The 19035-nt window shown below is 50.9% G+C and carries 22 protein-coding genes; 10 read left to right on the plus strand and 12 right to left on the minus strand.

The features are described from left to right. Positions 1-34: 34 nt before the first annotated feature. From C4F37_RS01275 to artJ, 6 genes are all read left to right on the plus strand, one after another. Complete coding sequence (locus C4F37_RS01275; protein WP_001538503.1) at positions 35-550, plus strand: lipoprotein; 516 nt, start codon at positions 35-37, stop codon at positions 548-550. Positions 551-767: 217 nt separating this feature from the next. Continuing rightward, complete coding sequence (gene artP / locus C4F37_RS01280) at positions 768-1496, plus strand: arginine ABC transporter ATP-binding protein ArtP (RefSeq protein ID WP_000027205.1); 729 nt, start codon at positions 768-770, stop codon at positions 1494-1496. Positions 1497-1513: 17 nt separating this feature from the next. Beyond that, on the plus strand, positions 1514-2245 hold the full coding sequence (gene artI / locus C4F37_RS01285) for an arginine ABC transporter substrate-binding protein ArtI (protein WP_000756575.1): 732 nt from the start codon (positions 1514-1516) through the stop codon (positions 2243-2245). Between the two features lie 6 nt (positions 2246-2251). Beyond that, on the plus strand, positions 2252-2968 hold the full coding sequence (gene artQ / locus C4F37_RS01290; RefSeq protein WP_001001692.1) for an arginine ABC transporter permease ArtQ: 717 nt from the start codon (positions 2252-2254) through the stop codon (positions 2966-2968). Continuing rightward, positions 2968-3636, plus strand: coding sequence for an arginine ABC transporter permease ArtM (artM, locus tag C4F37_RS01295; protein WP_000464491.1), 669 nt, complete (start codon positions 2968-2970; stop codon positions 3634-3636). The genes artQ and artM overlap by 1 nt, the downstream gene beginning before the upstream one ends. Positions 3637-3861: 225 nt before the next feature. Continuing rightward, positions 3862-4593 carry an arginine ABC transporter substrate-binding protein ArtJ gene (artJ, locus tag C4F37_RS01300; RefSeq protein ID WP_001467833.1) on the plus strand — a complete coding sequence of 244 codons (732 nt, stop codon included), beginning with the start codon at positions 3862-3864 and terminating at the stop codon, positions 4591-4593. 28 nt (positions 4594-4621) lie between these two features. Here the strand turns inward: artJ and rlmC are convergent, their stop codons facing one another. From rlmC to C4F37_RS01355, 10 genes are all read right to left on the minus strand, one after another. Continuing rightward, positions 4622-5749 (minus strand): 23S rRNA (uracil(747)-C(5))-methyltransferase RlmC, encoded by a 1128-nt coding sequence (gene rlmC / locus C4F37_RS01305; RefSeq protein ID WP_001538502.1) that lies wholly within the window; start codon positions 5747-5749, stop codon positions 4622-4624. A gap of 40 nt (positions 5750-5789) precedes the next feature. Then, the gene (locus tag C4F37_RS01310) at positions 5790-6278 is read right to left on the minus strand and encodes a YbjO family protein (RefSeq protein WP_000389260.1); all 489 of its coding nucleotides are present in this window, start codon (positions 6276-6278) and stop codon (positions 5790-5792) included. Between the two features lie 59 nt (positions 6279-6337). Continuing rightward, on the minus strand, positions 6338-7183 hold the full coding sequence (potI, locus tag C4F37_RS01315) for a putrescine ABC transporter permease PotI (RefSeq protein WP_001061658.1): 846 nt from the start codon (positions 7181-7183) through the stop codon (positions 6338-6340). Then, entirely contained in the window at positions 7180-8133 is a 954-nt protein-coding gene (gene potH / locus C4F37_RS01320) for a putrescine ABC transporter permease PotH (RefSeq protein ID WP_000105434.1), read from the minus strand. Before potH ends, potI begins: the two co-directional genes overlap by 4 nt. Before the next feature lie 9 nt (positions 8134-8142). Continuing rightward, a complete protein-coding gene (gene potG, locus C4F37_RS01325; RefSeq protein WP_000996007.1) occupies positions 8143-9276 on the minus strand; it encodes a putrescine ABC transporter ATP-binding subunit PotG in 1134 nt (377 codons plus the stop codon). A 94-nt stretch (positions 9277-9370) separates the two neighbouring features. Then, the gene (gene potF, locus C4F37_RS01330; RefSeq protein ID WP_001538501.1) at positions 9371-10483 is read right to left on the minus strand and encodes a spermidine/putrescine ABC transporter substrate-binding protein PotF; all 1113 of its coding nucleotides are present in this window, start codon (positions 10481-10483) and stop codon (positions 9371-9373) included. A gap of 349 nt (positions 10484-10832) precedes the next feature. Next, positions 10833-11309, minus strand: coding sequence for a YbjN domain-containing protein (locus C4F37_RS01340; protein ID WP_000203025.1), 477 nt, complete (start codon positions 11307-11309; stop codon positions 10833-10835). Positions 11310-11396: 87 nt separating this feature from the next. Continuing rightward, positions 11397-12299 (minus strand): 30S ribosomal protein S6--L-glutamate ligase, encoded by a 903-nt coding sequence (rimK, locus tag C4F37_RS01345; RefSeq protein WP_001538500.1) that lies wholly within the window; start codon positions 12297-12299, stop codon positions 11397-11399. A gap of 60 nt (positions 12300-12359) precedes the next feature. After that, on the minus strand, positions 12360-13082 hold the full coding sequence (nfsA, locus tag C4F37_RS01350; RefSeq protein WP_000189165.1) for a nitroreductase NfsA: 723 nt from the start codon (positions 13080-13082) through the stop codon (positions 12360-12362). Continuing rightward, positions 13066-13353 (minus strand): DUF1418 family protein, encoded by a 288-nt coding sequence (locus tag C4F37_RS01355; RefSeq protein WP_001201570.1) that lies wholly within the window; start codon positions 13351-13353, stop codon positions 13066-13068. The genes nfsA and C4F37_RS01355 overlap by 17 nt, the downstream gene beginning before the upstream one ends. 159 nt (positions 13354-13512) lie before the next feature. On the opposite strand from C4F37_RS01355, the gene grxA reads away from it, so the two are divergent. Then, positions 13513-13770, plus strand: a complete 258-nt coding sequence (grxA, locus tag C4F37_RS01360; RefSeq protein ID WP_001195231.1) for a glutaredoxin 1 — start codon at positions 13513-13515, stop codon at positions 13768-13770. A gap of 29 nt (positions 13771-13799) precedes the next feature. Here the strand turns inward: grxA and C4F37_RS01365 are convergent, their stop codons facing one another. Then, positions 13800-14177 carry an inner membrane protein YbjM gene (locus tag C4F37_RS01365; protein WP_000681104.1) on the minus strand — a complete coding sequence of 126 codons (378 nt, stop codon included), beginning with the start codon at positions 14175-14177 and terminating at the stop codon, positions 13800-13802. Positions 14178-14446: 269 nt separating this feature from the next. Between C4F37_RS01365 and C4F37_RS01370 the strand changes: the two genes are divergently transcribed. After that, on the plus strand, positions 14447-16132 hold the full coding sequence (locus C4F37_RS01370; protein ID WP_001024876.1) for an aspartate:alanine antiporter: 1686 nt from the start codon (positions 14447-14449) through the stop codon (positions 16130-16132). Positions 16133-16306: 174 nt separating this feature from the next. Here C4F37_RS01370 and rcdA read toward each other — a convergent pair whose 3' ends face one another. Continuing rightward, positions 16307-16843, minus strand: a complete 537-nt coding sequence (gene rcdA, locus C4F37_RS01375) for a DNA-binding transcriptional regulator RcdA (protein ID WP_001295903.1) — start codon at positions 16841-16843, stop codon at positions 16307-16309. A gap of 83 nt (positions 16844-16926) precedes the next feature. Here rcdA and C4F37_RS01380 point away from each other — a divergent pair, with 83 nt between their 5' ends. Together C4F37_RS01380 and ybjI are read left to right on the plus strand one after the other, a co-directional pair. Next, the gene (locus C4F37_RS01380) at positions 16927-18135 is read left to right on the plus strand and encodes an MFS transporter (RefSeq protein ID WP_000217859.1); all 1209 of its coding nucleotides are present in this window, start codon (positions 16927-16929) and stop codon (positions 18133-18135) included. After that, positions 18135-18950, plus strand: a complete 816-nt coding sequence (ybjI, locus tag C4F37_RS01385; RefSeq protein WP_001298572.1) for a 5-amino-6-(5-phospho-D-ribitylamino)uracil phosphatase — start codon at positions 18135-18137, stop codon at positions 18948-18950. The genes C4F37_RS01380 and ybjI overlap by 1 nt, the downstream gene beginning before the upstream one ends. Positions 18951-19035: the final 85 nt, after the last annotated feature.

A 19035-nucleotide genomic window follows, 5' to 3' on the forward strand; every position in this document is an offset into this window, starting at 1 on the left:
CGCTTTCAAGGTGTTCGCTTATAAGGAAATCATCATGCGCTATAGCAAATTGACCATGCTTATCCCTTGCGCACTGCTACTCAGTGCCTGTACCACCGTCACGCCAGCTTATAAAGATAACGGCCCCCGCACCGGTTCCTGTGTCCAGGGGGGGCCTGATAGCGTGGCTCAACAGTTCTATGACTACCACATTCAACATCGCAGCAATGACATTACCGCTCTGCGCCCCTATTTGAGTGACAAACTGGCAACCCTACTTAGCGATGCCAGCCGCGATAATAGTCATCGTGAATTGTTAAGCAGCGATCCGTTCTCCAGTCGAACCACCTTGCCAGACAGCGCCCACGTTGCCAGTGCATCTACTATCCCTAATCGTGATGCCCGTAACATTCCATTGCGCGTGGATCTCAAGCAGGGTGACCAGGGCTGGCAGGATGAAGTGTTAATGATTCAGGAAGGCCAGTGTTGGGTCATCGACGATGTGCGCTACTTAGGCGGTAGCGTTCATGCCACGGCGGGTACGCTCCGTCAATCCATCGAGAATCGCTAACGTCTTGATCAACCAATAAACCCCGTAAATTGTCCGGCATTTCGTGAGGAATGCCGACATTTATGCTCGCCGACCACCGCCCCCGTTATTTTGTGCTATGTTTATTGAATAATGCGCTTTGCTTTTAACTTTTAAAGCAGAAATATTGCATAATTATTCTGTCAAAGGTACTATCTTCGACCTCAATAGCTATCAGACTGCCAGTATACGAGTGTCAATGAGTATTCAATTAAACGGCATTAATTGCTTCTACGGCGCGCATCAGGCGCTGTTCGATATCACGCTGGATTGCCCACAGGGCGAAACGCTGGTGTTACTTGGCCCCAGCGGCGCGGGTAAAAGCTCGCTGCTGCGTGTACTCAATCTGCTTGAGATGCCGCGCTCCGGTACGCTCAACATTGCAGGCAACCATTTCGATTTCACCAAAACCCCCTCTGACAAAGCGATTCGCGATTTGCGTCGTAACGTTGGCATGGTGTTTCAGCAATACAACCTGTGGCCGCATCTGACCGTGCAGCAAAACCTGATTGAAGCGCCCTGTCGTGTACTGGGGTTGAGTAAAGATCAGGCGCTGGCCCGTGCAGAAAAACTGCTGGAACGTCTGCGTCTCAAACCTTATAGCGATCGTTACCCGCTGCATCTTTCTGGAGGTCAGCAGCAGCGTGTTGCTATTGCCCGTGCGTTGATGATGGAACCGCAGGTACTGCTGTTCGATGAACCGACCGCCGCACTGGACCCCGAAATTACGGCACAAATCGTCAGCATCATTCGTGAGCTGGCAGAAACGAATATTACCCAGGTGATCGTCACCCACGAAGTTGAAGTGGCGCGTAAAACCGCCAGCCGAGTGGTGTATATGGAAAACGGTCATATCGTAGAACAAGGCGACGCGAGCTGCTTTACCGAGCCGCAAACCGAAGCATTTAAAAACTATCTCTCTCACTAAGATTCGGGATAACAACAATGAAAAAAGTTCTGATTGCCGCGTTAATTGCAGGTTTTAGTCTTTCCGCCACAGCAGCCGAAACCATTCGTTTTGCCACCGAAGCCTCCTATCCTCCGTTTGAATCGATTGATGCAAACAACCAGATCGTTGGTTTTGATGTCGACCTGGCGCAGGCATTGTGTAAAGAGATTGATGCAACCTGCACTTTCTCTAACCAGGCGTTTGACAGCCTGATCCCAAGCCTGAAATTCCGTCGCGTAGAAGCAGTGATGGCGGGCATGGATATCACTCCGGAGCGTGAAAAGCAGGTGCTGTTTACCACCCCGTACTATGACAACTCTGCCCTGTTTGTGGGTCAGCAAGGCAAATACACCAGTGTTGATCAGCTGAAAGGCAAAAAAGTCGGCGTTCAGAACGGGACGACACACCAGAAGTTCATTATGGATAAGCATCCGGAAATCACTACCGTGCCATATGACAGTTACCAGAACGCAAAATTGGATCTGCAAAACGGTCGTATCGACAGCGTATTTGGTGACACCGCAGTGGTAACAGAATGGCTGAAAGATAACCCGAAACTGGCGGCAGTGGGCGATAAAGTGACCGATAAAGATTACTTCGGTACTGGCCTCGGCATCGCAGTACGCCAGGGCAACACTGAACTGCAGCAGAAACTCAACACTGCGCTGGAAAAAGTGAAGAAAGATGGCACTTACGAAACCATCTACAACAAATGGTTCCAGAAGTAATTCCTGATGAATGAATTTTTTCCTTTAGCAAGCGCCGCCGGGATGACCGTCGGCCTTGCCGTTTGTGCATTGATTGTCGGGCTGGCGCTGGCGATGTTCTTTGCGGTATGGGAGTCTGCGAAATGGCGTCCTGTCGCGTGGGCAGGTTCAGCGCTGGTAACCATTCTGCGTGGCCTGCCAGAAATTCTGGTGGTGCTGTTTATCTATTTTGGCTCCTCGCAGCTGCTGCTGACGCTTTCGGATGGCTTCACTATCAATCTTGGGTTCGTGCAGATCCCGGTGCAGATGGACATTGAGAACTTCGACGTTAGCCCGTTCCTTTGTGGTGTCATCGCTCTGTCACTGCTGTATGCCGCCTATGCCTCGCAAACGCTGCGCGGTGCATTAAAAGCGGTGCCGGTGGGTCAGTGGGAATCCGGTCAGGCGCTGGGGCTGTCGAAATCGGCTATCTTTTTCCGTCTGGTGATGCCGCAGATGTGGCGTCATGCGCTGCCGGGTCTCGGTAACCAGTGGCTGGTGCTGCTGAAAGATACCGCGCTGGTCAGTTTGATTAGTGTGAATGATTTAATGCTACAAACCAAAAGCATCGCTACCCGTACCCAGGAACCGTTTACCTGGTACATTGTGGCGGCGGTGATTTACCTGGTGATCACCCTGCTCAGTCAGTACATTCTCAAACGCATTGACCTGCGCGCGACACGTTTTGAGCGGAGGCCCAGCTAATGTTTGAGTATTTACCCGAACTGATGAAAGGGCTGCACACCAGCCTGACGCTAACCGTTGCCTCGCTGATTGTGGCACTGATTCTGGCATTGATTTTTACCATCATCCTGACGCTGAAAACGCCGGTGCTGGTGTGGCTGGTGCGGGGCTATATCACGCTGTTTACCGGTACGCCGCTGCTGGTGCAGATCTTCCTGATTTATTACGGACCGGGCCAGTTCCCAACGTTGCAGGAGTATCCGGCACTGTGGCATTTGTTGTCAGAACCGTGGTTATGTGCGCTGATTGCGTTGTCGCTGAACAGTGCGGCGTACACCACGCAGCTGTTTTACGGTGCGATTCGCGCGATCCCGGAAGGTCAATGGCAGTCCTGTAGCGCCCTGGGAATGAGCAAAAAAGATACGCTGGCGATCCTGCTGCCGTACGCGTTTAAACGCTCGCTCTCTTCTTATTCCAACGAAGTGGTGCTGGTGTTCAAAAGTACCTCTCTGGCTTACACCATTACGCTGATGGAAGTGATGGGATACAGCCAGTTGTTGTACGGACGCACCTACGATGTAATGGTATTTGGCGCGGCGGGGATTATTTACCTGGTCGTCAACGGCCTGCTGACGCTGATGATGCGTCTGATCGAGCGTAAAGCACTGGCATTCGAACGGCGGAATTAATGTAGCTGCATGCTGATGCCGGATGCGGCGTGGACGCCTTATCCGGCCTACATAGTGCATAAATTCTTATTATGAAGACGGGCAACCCACTAATCTGTCCGTCTTTTTTTATTTCATATAAATTATTTACTCATATTTATTGCATATAAATTCACTTAATGGCATTGTTATCCCATGCCGCAGACACGGCCAAAAATCATAAGATTGACAGACGGGAGTTCCATCATGAAAAAGTTAGTTCTTGCCGCATTACTTACTTCCTTTACTTTCGGTGCTTCTGCCGCAGAGAAAATCAATTTTGGCGTTTCAGCCACCTATCCACCCTTTGAATCTATAGGTGCTAATAATGAGATTGTCGGCTTTGATATCGACCTGGCAAAAGCCTTGTGCAAACAAATGCAGGCAGAATGTACTTTTACTAATCACGCGTTCGACAGCCTGATCCCGTCACTGAAATTCAGAAAATATGACGCCGTAATCTCCGGAATGGATATCACGCCGGAGCGTAGCAAACAGGTATCGTTTACCACGCCCTACTACGAAAACTCAGCCGTCGTGATTGCCAAAAAAGATACCTACAAAACGTTTGCCGATCTGAAAGGCAAACGTATTGGGATGGAAAACGGCACCACGCACCAGAAATATATTCAGGATCAGCACCCGGAAGTGAAAACTGTCTCCTATGACAGTTATCAGAATGCCTTTATCGATCTGAAAAATGGCCGTATTGATGGCGTATTTGGTGACACCGCAGTGGTAAACGAATGGCTGAAAACCAATCCGCAACTGGGCGTTGCTACTGAAAAAGTGACCGATCCGCAATACTTCGGCACCGGCCTGGGTATCGCTGTACGTCCGGATAACAAAGCTCTGCTGGAAAAACTGAATAACGCGCTGGCAGCAATTAAAGCTGACGGTACATATCAGAAAATCAATGACCAGTGGTTCCCACAGTAAGATTCAGAAAGCCGCACCTGCGGCTTTTTTATTGCTTCACCAGCAGTATCAGCACTTCGTAATGCGCAGTGTGCGGGAACATATCAAAAAGCTGTACCCGTTCGATGCGAAACCCAGGCAGTTCGCGGATATCTTTCGCCATGGTTTGGGCGTTACAGCTGGAGTAGATAATAAAACGCGGTGCCATCGTTGAGAGATAATCACACAGCGGTTTACCAATGCCGCGGCGCGGCGGGTTAACCAGCACCAGCTCCGGCACTTCCCCCTGGGCGGTGGCAAACTGAGTGGAGTCCAGCGCCTGAAATTGCAAACGCGTTAAGCCCAGTTCAGCGGCTGACTGCTTCGCACAGGCAATGGCCTCTGGTGCAATTTCGATCCCGGTTAACTGCATGTCAGGCGTCGCGCAGTGTAAACCAAAGCCACCCACACCGCAGAACAGATCCCACATATGTTTAACCGGCAGCTGTCGTACCCAGTCGCGCGCGGTGGCGTACAGCTGGCTGGCGACCGCCGGATTAGTCTGGAAGAAACTTTGCGGACGGATCCACAGCGGTACGTCATTAAAACGCTCTGCCAGTGCCTGTTGTTCGGTCAGGTAGATCTCCGTCTCCCCTTCCATAATCGCCATATGTACCGGCTGAATATTGACGGTAATAACTTTCAGCTGCGGTAATTGTTCCTGTAACCACGGCAGCGCCTTACGCAGTTGCGTCAGTTTGGTATCAGAACGCAGTACAAAACGCAGCATCATGCCGCCATCGCTCTGGCTTTCAGTCAGCAGAATGTATTTCAGTTCACCACGTTTACGCGCCACGTTGTAGGGCGTTAACCCCGCACGGGCGATAAACGGTTTTAGCGCCGCAAAAACGGGCGCAAATGAGGCTGGATAAAGCGGGCAGTCACAAAGGTCTTCCGGTGTACCATCTCGATGCAGCATACCGAGCAGTGGTTTTTCAACGCTACCACTCACCACCATTTTGGCTTTATTACGAAACCCTTGTTCCGGGCCTGACACCGGCGCACACCATTCCTCAACCGGAAAATCGGCGAGCAGATTTTTAAGATCGACGGTTTTAGCGGAGAGTTGCTCTGGAATCGGCTGCGTTATCCACTGACAGGAACGACAGCGACCCGCGTCGTAAAGTGCGCACTGCATACATTGACCTTCACATCATCAGGGGCGACGATTATACACATTATTGCAACTGGAAGAACCGCCGACTAGTCGAGGGAACGAACAGCAGCATCAGGATGAGCATATCCGGCAGCTTCTGCAGCATCAGGCTATGGAAGATTTCACGTTTTGATTCACCGGGAATGCTGAACAGCTCCGGATAACCATACCCCAGCGAGGCCGCCCACAAGTAACTTGCGGCTGTGATTTGTGTCAACAGATACAGCCAGCGCGCCCAGCGACGCCCTTTCACCAGTGAAAACGCACACCAGATCTCAATGAAAACCAGCACCAGACTGCTCAAAAAGACCAGCGTTAAACTCCAGGTTTGTACGCTGCGATGAATGAACTCGCCAATACCGCGCACGCCCAGCGTATTAAAAATCATCAGCACGTCGAGGCCACGGATCATAATAATGGCGAGCGCCGCCACCTGCACCAGCGCAGGCACATTCAGGCGAGCATGAGATGAAGATGTTTTCTTAAAAAATCCCAACGTTTCGTCTTCCATGAAAACAATGCCGCGACATGCGCGGCATTATGTAGCCAGGTTGGCAAATTTTAGTGTCTTCAGCCACGTCTTGCACGCTGGATGTCGCGTATCCGCTGTTTTTCTGCGCGCGCCATCAGATACCAGGCGATAAATCCGACAATTCCGACCGCGCCGAGGATCAATGTTGCCAGGGCGTTGATTTCCGGATTCACCCCCATCCGCACGCTGGAAAAGACCAGCATCGGTAAAGTGGTGGCTCCCGGCCCGGAAACAAAGCTGGCGATCACCAGATCATCAAGCGACAAAGTAAAAGCCAGTAACCAGCCAGAAATGATCGCGGGCATGATCATCGGTAGCGTAATGACAAAAAACACTTTCAGCGGCGTCGCACCGAGATCCATCGCGGCTTCTTCTATCGAGCGATCCAGTTCCCGCAGACGCGACGAAATAACGACTGCCACATAAGCCGTACAGAAAGTGACATGCGCCAGCCAGATGGTGAGCATACCGCGGTCCGCAGGCCAGCCAATAGCATGAGCAAGCGCGACGAATAACAACAACAGCGACAAACCCGTGATGACATCTGGCATTACCAGCGGTGCGGTGATCATGAAGGCAAAACCATTTGATCCGCGAAACCTGCCAAAGCGCACCAGCACGACCGCCGCAATAGTCCCGAGGATCGCCGCCGCCGTCGCCGCACAGGCCGCAATTGTCAGACTTAAACCAACCGCACTCATCATTGCGTCATCGCGCAATAATTCGCCATACCAGCGCGTTGACCAGCCGGCCCACACCGTCACTAACTTCGAGCTGTTAAACGAATAGATAACAAGCATCAGCATTGGCGCGTAGAGAAAGGTGAAGCCCAACAGCAAAATCACAATCCGCCAGGGCGAACGAACCACCGGTAAATTATTCATCCGTGTTCTCCCACGCTTTTTTGCTGATGTTTGTGGAACCACATTATCGGCATAATTAGCAGCAGCAACATGATGATCGCTACCGCTGAGGCCACCGGCCAGTCGCGGTTGTTAAAGAACTCCTGCCACAGCACGCGCCCGATCATGATGCTGTCCGGGCCACCGAGCAGTTCCGGGATCACAAACTCGCCCACAGCCGGGATAAACACCAGCATCGATCCGGCAATAATCCCACCTTTAGTCAGCGGCACGATCACAGTAAAGAACGTTTTCAGCGGTCGTGCACCGAGATCCAGTGCCGCTTCTACCAGCGAATAATCAATACGAATCAACGCGGTGTAAATCGGCAGCACCATAAACGGCACGTAGGCGTAAACAATGCCAATATAAACCGCAAAGTTGGTATGCAGAATGGTCAGCGGTTGATCGATAACCCCCAGCCACAGCAGAAAATTATTCAGCACACCGTTGTTTTTTAATATTCCCATCCAGGCGTAGACACGAATCAGAAACGAGGTCCACGACGGCAGGATCACCAGTAGTAATAAGATATTACGGGTCGAAGGCTTACTGTGCGCCACCGCCCACGCCAGCGGATAGCCGATCAGTAAACAGCAAATAGTCGAAATCGCCGCCACCTGTAACGACTGGAGATAAGCATCAAAATAGAGCGGATCGTCAGTCAGTTGCAGAAAATTACCGAGATTAAGAGTGATAGAAAGTTGCCCGTCAGCCCACTCCATCAATTCGGTATAAGGTGGAATAGCGCGCGCCATCTCCGCCAGGCTTATTTTAAAGACGATCAGAAATGGCAGCAGAAACAGCAAGATCAACCAGATATATGGCAACGCAATGACCAGTTTGCGCCCATGCTTCATTTGCAGCTGCGACAACCACAGCTTAAATCCGCCCGGCGGTTTCGACTGGGCAGCAGGTTCAAGTGTACTCATCTTTGCTCCTTAAACCGTCAGCACCACACAGCTGTCCACTTCCCAGCACAAACGTACTTCGTCGCCCCAGGTCGGTAACCCTTTACGATGGCGATGGGCGTTTTGTAGCTGGGCGCTAATCATCTGCCCACTTTTCAGGCGAACGTGATACACCGAAAGATCGCCGAGATAGGCAATGTGTATCACCTCCCCCACCGCGAAGTTACAACCATTGGCGGGCGGTTCCTCGCAAAGCATGATTTTTTCCGGGCGAAGCGCCACATGCACCGGCACGTTATCAACCACTGAAGCATCCGCATCGACTTTCAGTGGATGCACCAGCCCCGGCGAATAAAGCACCAGACCATCTTCCTGACGCTCTTTGAGTACACCTTCAAAGACATTAACCGAACCGATAAATTCAGCGCTGTAGCGGGTGGTCGGATGCTCGTAGATCTCTTCCGGCTCGCCAATCTGGACAAATTTCCCACGATTCATAATGGCGATGCGCCCCGCCATAGTCATCGCCTCTTCCTGATCGTGAGTAACCATTACGCAGGTCACACCGACGCGCTCCAGAATATCCACCACTTCAAGCTGCATCCGGTCACGCAGCTTTTTATCCAGCGCGCCCATCGGCTCATCGAGCAGTAATAGTTTCGGGCGCTTGGCAAGGCTTCGGGCCAGGGCCACACGCTGACGCTGACCACCAGAAAGCTGATGCGGTTTGCGTTTGGCGAACTCCTGCATATGCACCAGCCCAAGCATCTCATTGACCCGGCTGGCAATTTCCGCTTTCGGTAGTTTGTCCTGTTTCAGGCCAAAAGCGATGTTCTGTTCCACGGTCATATGCGGAAACAGCGCGTAAGACTGAAACATCATATTGATGGGGCGCAGGTAAGGCGGCACCTGTGACAAATCGACGCCATCGAGCATAATCTGCCCGGCAGAAGGTTGTTCAAAACCTGCCAGCATACGCAGCAGCGTGGACTTGCCACAGCCGGATGCGCCCAGCAGCGCGAAGATTTCACCTTTGTAGATGGTCAGGCTGACATCATCCACCGCATGTTGACCATCGTAGGATTTGGTCAGGTTACGGATTTCTAATAGCGGCGTCAGCGCCTTACGGGTTTTCGCCTGCGGGCGAGGGATAGCGTCATTCACGGCTGCTCTCCGGCATTGAATGTGTGCAAGCGCACCATGATGGTGCGAATTGCCGGCGGGTGTGGTGCGCCCGTCCGGCATCTACGGCTGCGGATTATTTTCCGCTCTTCACTTTGGTCCACGCGCGGGTGCGCACACGGTCGATTTTCGGGTCCTGCACTTTCAGAGTGAACAACTTCGCACGAACATCCGCAGGCGGATAAATACCCGGGTTATCACGGACTTCCGCACTCACCAGCGGCGTGGCTGCTTTATTGGCGTTAGCATAGAACACATGGTCAGAGATATGTGCCACCACATCAGGACGCAGCAGGTAATTCAGGAACTGATAGGCTTCGTCTTTGTTTTTGGCATCCGCAGGCATGGCGAATACATCAAAGAACACCATCGCCCCTTCTTTTGGAATCGAGAACGAGACATTCACGCCATTCTTCGCTTCCTTCGCGCGGTTTGACGCCTGCCAGACATCGCCCGCCCAGCCAATAGCGACACAGATGTCACCATTCGCCAGATCATTGATGTATTGGGATGAATGGAAATAACGAATGTTCGGGCGCAGCTTTAACAGCAGATCGGTAGCCGGTCCGGTGTAATCATCCGCTTTAGTGCTGTTAGGATCTTTGCCGAGATAATTCAGCACGGTAGCAAACACTTCTTCTGGCGCATCCAGGAAAGAGACACCGCAGCTTTTCAGTTTTTCCAGATTTTCAGGTTTGAGGATCAAGTCCCAGCTATCGACGGGCGCGTTTTCGCCCAACACCGCTTTAACTTTATCGACGTTATAGCCAATCCCGGTCGTCGCCCACATATAGGGCATAGCAAATTTATTGTCGGGATCGTGTTTGGCGACCAACTTCAGCAGCTCCGGATCGAGATTCTTCCACTCCGGCAATTTGCTTTTATCCAGCGGCTGGAAAACTCCCGCTGTCAGCTGGCGCTCAAGAAAGCTTGCTGACGGCACCACCAGATCAAAGCCAGTGCTCCCCGCCATTAATTTGCCTTCCAGTACTTCGTTAGAATCGAAAACATCGTAGACGACTTTAATACCGGTTTCTTTTTCAAAGTTGGCCACCGTGTCCGGGGCGATATAATCAGACCAGTTATAAATGTGGAGTGTTTTTTGTTCAGCCGCGAGCGTGCTGACAGAGACGGCCATCAGAGCCCCCGCAACCAGACCCGATAGCCATTTTTTATTTAAGGCGGTCATATCTCTTTCCTTCTGAAAATTCGTTAACAAACGAACAAAAGTTGTCACACTGAAAGATATGCAATAAACGTGCATATTTTTATCGGCGCGGTGTAAGAAAAGAGAACTCTCTCCCGGCCTGCACTGCTCACTATATAAAAGCATCGCAAGAATAACTTTAGCCAGGGTTTGAGACTATAGCTCGGATTAAAAAACGGTATTTAACAAATTTTTATGCGTATTTGCTCTATGTGATAAAGCCAAATCGGCACAAGAGAAGTGAATTAATCTTTAATAAAAGGTTAAAAACAGCGGATAATTTTGCGGCACGCAGTCACTGCGGCAGCGACTGCGTGCTCGAAAGGAGTTATCAGTGGAGGAAATAGTTTTCGGTAACGTTATTTTGCCCTTCATCGTCAGTCGGTAACAGCAGTTGATGGGCATTAGCTTCAAGAATGACCATCGAAATCTGCTCTTCGCTCTGACGCACGAACCATGCAAACTGCTCATAGGTTACGCCCTGCATAACGGATAAAGACTGGCAAACCACCAGCTTTGGCAGATTATCATCCTGCATATCAAGAAATGCTTTCACGGTCAGCGAACTGGCATTGATGGCTGATAAATCCGCCGCCAGCGGCAATACGGCTGAAGGTCGGACTTCCGCCATGGCAGAAAACAGGATCGTGTTATCGATCAGATCGATTTTAGCATCAAAGACACCGTCGAAATTCTGCATATGGGGCAGATGCAGAGCCTGACAGTTATCACATTCAAAAAAACTCATCCCCAGGTCATCGAGCCATTGACGCAACGTATCCAGACCAGGAACGACCAGCGATGTCATAATTTTGTACAACCTCTTCCGATAAAAAGACCGGCACAGCTTACGCAAAAAGCGCAGGCAAAACCATGATCAGTAATGTGATTGCGACTAACCACCCGTTTTCAGGCAATATTCTGTCGTAGCGTGGCGTTCGATCCAGCGGATCATTTTACCCGCGATGTCGATACCGGTGGTTTTTTCTATTCCTTCCAGCCCTGGCGACGCATTCACTTCCATCACCAACGGCCCGCGATTAGCACGCAGAATATCCACACCAGCAACGTCCAGCGCCATCGTTCGCGCGGCTTTTATCGCGATTTCACGCTCCTGTGGTGTGATACTGGCGACGCTTGCCGCGCCGCCACGATGCAAATTGGAACGAAAATCGCCCTCTTTCGCTCGCCGTTCAATCGCAGCGACTACTTCATCGCCAACAACCAGACAGCGGATATCGCACCCTTGCGCCTCTTTGATATATTCCTGCACCAGAATATGCGCGTTCAGACCGCGGAAAGCGTCAATCACGCTTTCCGCCGCCTGACGCGTCTCCGCCAGCACGACACCAATTCCCTGCGTGCCTTCAACCAGCTTGACCACCAGCGGCGCACCACCGACCATGTCGATTAAATCGCTGGTATCATCCGGCGAATGCGCAATGCCCGTGACAGGCAGGTCGATGCCCTGACGCGCCAGCAGTTGCATGGAACGCAATTTGTCACGCGCCCGGGCAATGGCGACCGACTCATTGAGCGGATAGCTCCCCAGCATCTCGAACTGGCGCAGTGCCGCCGTCCCATAAAAGGTAATGGCGGTGCCAATACGCGGGATCACTGCGTCAAAATGGGGTAACTTGCGGCCTTTGTAGTGAATAGAAGACGCCGCAGGATTTATGTTCATGTAGCAAGAAAGCGGATCAAGAATTTCAACCAGGTGACCGCGCTGTATAGCGACTTCACGCAGCCGCTTACACGAATAGAGCGTTCCATCCCGGGACAATATGGCAATTTTCACCCTGCACCTCTCTGTCAGACCTGGTCAAAAGCCCGCGTATCATACATCGACGTGGCAGTTTTAGCGCGTCGCCCAACCCTGTTTGTGCAAATAATCCAGAATAAATGGGCGGCTTTCTTTAATGATTGTTCGGCGGATATGATCGCTCCAGGTATCCCGGCGATTATTGCTGCCACGGGTGAGGTAATATTCCGCCAGTTGCTCGTCATACTGCGCCAGTGCGTCTTTATCCAGCGGTTGATAGCTGTTTTCATGCACCAAAATGGAGGCCGGTAAACGCGGCTTAAGATCCGGATTATCCGCAGGCCAGCCAAGGCACAGCCCAAACAGCGGCAGAACATGCTGCGGTAATTTCAGCAGTTCCGTCACCGCTTCAATATTATTGCGCAGGCCGCCGATATATACCCCGCCCAATCCCAGCGATTCCGCTGCGGTTAATGCATTCTGCGCCATCATTGCCGTATCAACGACACCGAGCAACAGTTGTTCCGCCAGGCCGAGCTGAGCATCCGGACAGATCTGTAAATGGCGGTTAAAGTCGGCACAGAACACCCAAAACTCCGCCGCTTGTGCTACGTGTTTTTGCCCGCCGGTCAGCGTCACCAGTTCTTCACGTAACGCTTTGTCGGTAATGCGAATAATGCTACTGCACTGCAAAAAACTGGAACTGGACGTCGCACGGGCGCTGTTAATAATCGCCTCACGCTGCGCTTCGGAAATGGGTTCATCAGTGAAATGGCGAATGGAGCGATGGCCACAAATAAGTTCAATGGTTGGCGTCATTATCTTTTTCTCTTTCTGAACGTGAATATTGCGGTGGATGGTTCATCAGCTGTGGGGCAAGACGTTTTGCCACCTGAAGAATCACCACCACCGCAGCGGGAATCATGAGCAAAACACCGAGAAAAATCATCAGAATCTGCACTTCTGGCCGAGAAAATGGCTCAGGTAGCGACAGGGAGTCGCTTACCGACAGCAGCGCCACCGCCAGCAACATCATTCCGATAAATTCCAGTATCAACACGCTTTTAGGCAATTTACCGATCGCGCGCATACGCTTCCCTCTGCAAAGTGAGCCTTCAGTCTAAAACTTTTCACTGCATTGTGTTTAACAGTTATAGCTTTTAGCAATTAATGCAACAGGTTAAACCTACTTTCAGCGAATACATTTTAGCGTGATCATTACAGGCATAAATCTATGAGGAGAGAAATAATGCAAACCGTTATTTTTGGTCGTCCGGGTTGCCCTTACTGTGTGCGTGCAAAAGATCTGGCCGAGAAATTGAGCAATGAGCGCGATGATTTCCAGTATCAGTATGTAGATATTCGTGCGGAAGGGATCACTAAAGAAGATCTACAACAAAAGGCAGGTAAACCCGTAGAAACCGTGCCGCAGATTTTTGTCGATCAGCAACATATCGGCGGCTATACCGATTTTGCTGCATGGGTGAAAGAGAATCTGGACGCCTGATCGTCTGACAAGCCCTCGCGTTGAGGGCTTTATTGATTTTTTCTGTGCTGTGGTTTAAACAAGCTACTGATAAATAAGAAACACAATGCCCCCAGCGCACACCAGAACACCGCACTTAATAACCATGCCAGCTCTTGCCAGAATGAGCGCGTCGGTGAAAAAAACAGCCGCATAATGAGCATCGAACAGGGTGCCGCCAGCATTGCGCCAAACAGAGGTTTCAGGACTTCTCTACGATGTGAAAAGAAGCTGGCAACTGCACCAGGAAGAATGAAAAATAGCAAACCGATTTCAGGATGCCCGGCAGCCCGAAAAGCGCCTTTCATGTGCGTCGCCAGAAAAAGACACACCACAATGAAGAGGACAAAACAGCAGATTGCCCCCGCCCAACGTTGTTTATGTTTCACTCGTTCCTCCTGACACTGCGTCTATCGAACACATTTTTCGCCAGTGTGGCGTTCAGTAAGATAAAGCCGCTTCGCATTCCATGCTAATATAGGCCAACGCAATTCATATAGCCGTTGATACCTAATGTGATTACACTAGTAAAATATATTGTTACTTTACTATCGTTTAGGTGCGCTGAATGAATCTGCGCCCTGAATTCTGGTAAAAAACATTATCGTAAATTACCATTTCTTTCAACAGCTTACTAGTAAACAAGAAGTTAGCCTCCGTGAATATAAACGTCGCCGAATTGTTAAATGGGAATTACATTCTGTTATTATTTGTGGTCCTCGCGCTTGGGCTATGTCTCGGGAAATTACGACTTGGTTCGATCCAACTGGGTAATTCCATTGGCGTTTTAGTCGTATCGCTGTTATTAGGCCAACAACATTTCAGCATTAACACCGACGCGCTTAATCTTGGCTTTATGCTGTTTATTTTCTGCGTCGGGGTCGAAGCCGGACCGAACTTTTTTTCCATTTTTTTTCGCGATGGGAAAAATTACCTAATGTTAGCACTGGTGATGGTTGGCAGTGCGCTGGTGATCGCCTTAGGGTTAGGTAAGCTGTTTGGCTGGGATATTGGCCTGACGGCCGGTATGTTAGCTGGCTCTATGACGTCGACACCGGTTCTGGTCGGTGCTGGCGATACACTGCGTCATTCCGGCATGGAAAGCAGGCAGCTCTCACTGGCACTGGATAATCTGAGCCTCGGGTATGCCTTAACCTATTTAATCGGTCTGGTGAGTTTGATTGTTGGTGCGCGTTACTTGCCGAAATTGCAGCATCAGGACTTACAGACCAGCGCCCAGCAAATCGCCCGCGAACGTGGCCTGGACACTGATGCCAACCGTAAGGTTTATTTACCGGTGATCCGCGCCTACCGCGTCGGCCCGGAGCTGGTGGCCTGGACCGACGGCAAAAATCTGCGTGAACTGGGTATTTATCGACAAACTGGCTGCTACATTGAACGTATTCGACGTAACGGGATTCTGGCGAATCCAGACGGTGATGCTGTGCTACAAATGGGCGATGAAATAGCGTTGGTAGGCTATCCCGACGCCCACGCACGACTCGATCCCAGCTTCCGTAACGGCAAAGAAGTTTTCGATCGTGACCTTCTCGACATGCGTATCGTCACTGAAGAAGTGGTCGTTAAAAACCATAACGCCGTGGGCAAACGTCTCGCACAACTGAAGTTGACCGATCACGGTTGCTTCCTTAACCGCGTCATTCGTAGCCAGATTGAGATGCCGATAGATGACAACGTCGTGCTTAACAAAGGTGACGTTTTACAAGTCAGCGGCGATGCCCGTCGCGTAAAAACCATCGCCGATCGCATCGGCTTTATCTCGATTCACAGCCAGGTCACTGACTTGCTGGCATTCTGCGCCTTCTTTGTTATTGGGCTGATGATCGGGATGATCACCTTCCAGTTCAGCACATTCAGTTTCGGCATGGGGAACGCTGCCGGGTTGTTATTCGCCGGAATTATGCTGGGATTTATGCGCGCTAACCACCCGACCTTCGGTTACATTCCGCAGGGTGCATTAAGCATGGTGAAAGAGTTCGGCTTAATGGTGTTTATGGCAGGCGTTGGTCTGAGCGCCGGTAGCGGTATTAATAACGGCCTGGGCGCGATTGGCGGTCAGATGTTGATTGCCGGATTGATTGTCAGTCTTGTGCCAGTGGTTATCTGTTTCTTGTTCGGTGCTTATGTATTGCGAATGAACCGCGCACTGTTGTTCGGCGCAATGATGGGCGCACGCACCTGCGCGCCGGCAATGGAGATCATCAGTGATACAGCTCGCAGTAACATCCCGGCGCTGGGCTATGCGGGCACCTATGCAATCGCCAACGTCCTGCTGACGCTGGCAGGGACAATCATCGTCATGGTATGGCCAGGATTAGGATAAAACTGAAGTTGCCCTGAAAATGAAATTTTTTTGCACAACCGCAGAACTTTTCCGCAGGGCATCAGTCTTAATTAGTGCCACTGCTTTTCTTTGATGTCCCCATTTTGTGGAGCCCATCAACCCCGCCATTTCGGTTCAAGGTTGATGGGTTTTTTGTTGCCTGAAATTTATCTACTACCCAGCAATCCTCTCAACCATCCTCAAAATCTCCTCGCGTGATAGCGGCTTACGGTCGGTGACAAAATGCAGCGTCATTCCCTCAATAAACGCATCAAGCGCGCGGGCGGTTCCGGGTTCAAACCATTGTTCGAGCGTTTGTTGACTGCGCTGCATCCAGTTTTGCATTACCGTTTTTAAGAGCGGTTTTCGGCTAGCCAGCGCGTAGAGCTGGTACATCAGCTCCATATTATCCGGCGTTGCGACCTGTGAGCTGTAGATCATATCGGTGATAGCCTGGCATGCGCCTGGAGCATCACTAACATCGCTAAAAAATGCCTGATATTGCCGGGACATGATCTCAGTAAAACGGCTGAACGCCTCCAGCAACAACTCATCAATTCCTGAAAAATAGTAGGTCATCGATCCCAACGGCACCCCGGCAAGGGTAGCAATTTTGCGGTGTGTAACAGCATGTATTCCGTAAAGTTTCACCGCCTCCAGCGTGGCCTGGATAATTTTTTCTCGCCGTTGCGGATCGTTAGCGCGACGCATGTCATTTCCTCTCTCTGCAATTGTGTACAAATGTACACAGTCTTGCTAATGTTGTCTTCCCTCTTCTTATTTTGACGTGGTCTATGACCGTAAATTCTTCACGTAATGCATTGAAACGCCGAACCTGGGCGCTGTTTATGTTCTTCTTTTTGCCAGGCCTGTTAATGGCGTCCTGGGCAACCCGTACGCCTGCTATCCGCGATATTCTCTCTGTCTCGATCGCTGAAATGGGCGGTGTTCTCTTTGGTCTGTCGATCGGTTCGATGAGCGGTATTCTCTGCTCGGCGTGGTTAGTGAAACGCTTTGGGACGCGTAATGTCATCCTTGTGACGATGTCCTGCGCATTGATTGGGATGATGATATTAAGTCTGGCACTCTGGCTGACATCGCCCTTGCTCTTTGCCGTTGGTCTCGGCGTCTTTGGGGCTAGTTTTGGTTCTGCGGAAGTGGCGATAAACGTTGAAGGTGCCGCCGTTGAGAGAGAAATGAATAAGACGGTTTTACCGATGATGCACGGTTTTTATAGCCTGGGCACGCTGGCAGGCGCAGGTGTCGGGATGGCACTTACGGCCTTTGGCGTTCCGGCAACGGTGCATATTTTATTGGCGGCGCTGGTAGGCATCGCACCTATTTATATCGCCATTCAGGCAATCCCTGACGGTACGGGCAAAAATGCTGCCGATGGCACCCAGCATGGTGAAAAAGGCGTACCTTTTTATCGGGATATCCAGTTGCTGTTGATTGGTGTTGTGGTGCTGGCGATGGCCTTTGCCGAAGGTTCTGCCAACGACTGGTTACCCTTATTAATGGTTGATGGTCACGGTTTTAGCCCTACTTCCGGCTCGCTGATTTATGCCGGGTTTACCCTGGGGATGACCGTTGGACGCTTTACCGGCGGTTGGTTCATTGACCGTTACAGTCGCGTTGCCGTGGTTCGGGCCAGTGCACTAATGGGGGCGTTGGGTATTGGGCTGATTATTTTTGTCGATAGCGCCTGGGTCGCTGGGGTGTCTGTTGTACTTTGGGGACTGGGTGCCTCGTTGGGCTTCCCGCTGACTATTTCTGCCGCCAGCGATACCGGCCCCGATGCACCAACCCGCGTCAGCGTGGTAGCTACGACCGGTTATCTGGCTTTCCTCGTCGGGCCGCCGCTGCTGGGCTATCTCGGCGAACATTATGGATTACGTAGTGCAATGCTGGTTGTACTGGCGCTGGTTATTCTCGCGGCTATTGTCGCGAAAGCCGTCGCCAAACCCGATACCAAAACGCAGACGGCGATGGAGAATAGTTGATGAGCATTAAATTAATTGCGGTAGACATGGATGGTACTTTCTTAAGCGATCAAAAAACCTATAACCGTGAGCGGTTTATGGCTCAGTATCAGCAAATGAAAGCACAAGGCATTCGCTTTGTGGTCGCCAGCGGGAATCAATATTATCAGTTGATCTCTTTCTTCCCTGAAATTGCTAATGAAATAGCCTTTGTGGCTGAAAACGGCGGCTGGGTAGTGAGCGAAGGCAAAGATGTTTTTAATGGCGAGCTGTCGAAGGATGCGTTTGCTACTGTCGTGGAACATTTGCTGACGCGCCCGGAAGTGGAAATTATTGCCTGCGGAAAAAATAGCGCCTATACCCTCAAAAAATATGACGATGCCATGAAAACGGTGGCGGAAATGTATTATCACCGTCTGGAATACGTCGATAACTTTGACAACTTAGAAGATATCTTCTTTAAGTTTGGTCTGAATCTTTCCGATGAACTGATTCCACAAGTACAAAAAGCATTACATGAGGCCATCGGCGATATTATGGTGCCGGTCCACACCGGCAACGGCAGCATCGATCTGATTATCCCCGGCGTACATAAAGCCAATGGCCTTCGCCAACTGCAGAAATTATGGGGAATAGACGACAGCGAAGTGGTGGTCTTTGGCGATGGCGGTAACGATATTGAGATGCTGCGTCAGGCAGGCTTTAGTTTTGCAATGGAAAATGCCGGCAGCGCGGTCGTCGCAGCGGCAAAATACCGGGCAGGCTCCAATAACCGTGAAGGCGTACTGGATGTGATCGATAAAGTGCTTAAACACGAAGCGCCATTTAAGCAATAAAAAAGGCAGCACGCCCGGCAACACAATGCCTGAATGAAGGCTGCATAATTCGCGGAAATTAACCCGCTGCATTATTTCAGGCGAA

The sequence above is a fragment of the Escherichia sp. R1 genome (assembly GCF_003000935.1).
In the GTDB taxonomy this organism is placed as follows: domain Bacteria; phylum Pseudomonadota; class Gammaproteobacteria; order Enterobacterales; family Enterobacteriaceae; genus Escherichia; species Escherichia coli.

What these genes read in the sequence shown, in the direction of transcription:
- artJ (WP_001467833.1), top strand. Translation starts at nt 3,862, where the DNA reads ATGAAAAAGTTAGTTCTTGCCGCATTACTTACTTCCTTTACTTTCGGT.
- C4F37_RS01355 (WP_001201570.1), bottom strand. Translation starts at nt 13,353, where the DNA reads ATGCGCGCGATCGGTAAATTGCCTAAAAGCGTGTTGATACTGGAATTT.
- C4F37_RS01340 (WP_000203025.1), bottom strand. Translation starts at nt 11,309, where the DNA reads ATGACATCGCTGGTCGTTCCTGGTCTGGATACGTTGCGTCAATGGCTC.
- potI (WP_001061658.1), bottom strand. Translation starts at nt 7,183, where the DNA reads ATGAATAATTTACCGGTGGTTCGTTCGCCCTGGCGGATTGTGATTTTG.
- artI (WP_000756575.1), top strand. Translation starts at nt 1,514, where the DNA reads ATGAAAAAAGTTCTGATTGCCGCGTTAATTGCAGGTTTTAGTCTTTCC.
- rcdA (WP_001295903.1), bottom strand. Translation starts at nt 16,843, where the DNA reads ATGCGTCGCGCTAACGATCCGCAACGGCGAGAAAAAATTATCCAGGCC.
- potF (WP_001538501.1), bottom strand. Translation starts at nt 10,483, where the DNA reads ATGACCGCCTTAAATAAAAAATGGCTATCGGGTCTGGTTGCGGGGGCT.
- ybjI (WP_001298572.1), top strand. Translation starts at nt 18,135, where the DNA reads ATGAGCATTAAATTAATTGCGGTAGACATGGATGGTACTTTCTTAAGC.
- C4F37_RS01275 (WP_001538503.1), top strand. Translation starts at nt 35, where the DNA reads ATGCGCTATAGCAAATTGACCATGCTTATCCCTTGCGCACTGCTACTC.
- potH (WP_000105434.1), bottom strand. Translation starts at nt 8,133, where the DNA reads ATGAGTACACTTGAACCTGCTGCCCAGTCGAAACCGCCGGGCGGATTT.
- C4F37_RS01310 (WP_000389260.1), bottom strand. Translation starts at nt 6,278, where the DNA reads ATGGAAGACGAAACGTTGGGATTTTTTAAGAAAACATCTTCATCTCAT.
- artP (WP_000027205.1), top strand. Translation starts at nt 768, where the DNA reads ATGAGTATTCAATTAAACGGCATTAATTGCTTCTACGGCGCGCATCAG.
- C4F37_RS01380 (WP_000217859.1), top strand. Translation starts at nt 16,927, where the DNA reads ATGACCGTAAATTCTTCACGTAATGCATTGAAACGCCGAACCTGGGCG.
- nfsA (WP_000189165.1), bottom strand. Translation starts at nt 13,082, where the DNA reads ATGACGCCAACCATTGAACTTATTTGTGGCCATCGCTCCATTCGCCAT.
- artQ (WP_001001692.1), top strand. Translation starts at nt 2,252, where the DNA reads ATGAATGAATTTTTTCCTTTAGCAAGCGCCGCCGGGATGACCGTCGGC.
- artM (WP_000464491.1), top strand. Translation starts at nt 2,968, where the DNA reads ATGTTTGAGTATTTACCCGAACTGATGAAAGGGCTGCACACCAGCCTG.
- grxA (WP_001195231.1), top strand. Translation starts at nt 13,513, where the DNA reads ATGCAAACCGTTATTTTTGGTCGTCCGGGTTGCCCTTACTGTGTGCGT.
- rlmC (WP_001538502.1), bottom strand. Translation starts at nt 5,749, where the DNA reads ATGCAGTGCGCACTTTACGACGCGGGTCGCTGTCGTTCCTGTCAGTGG.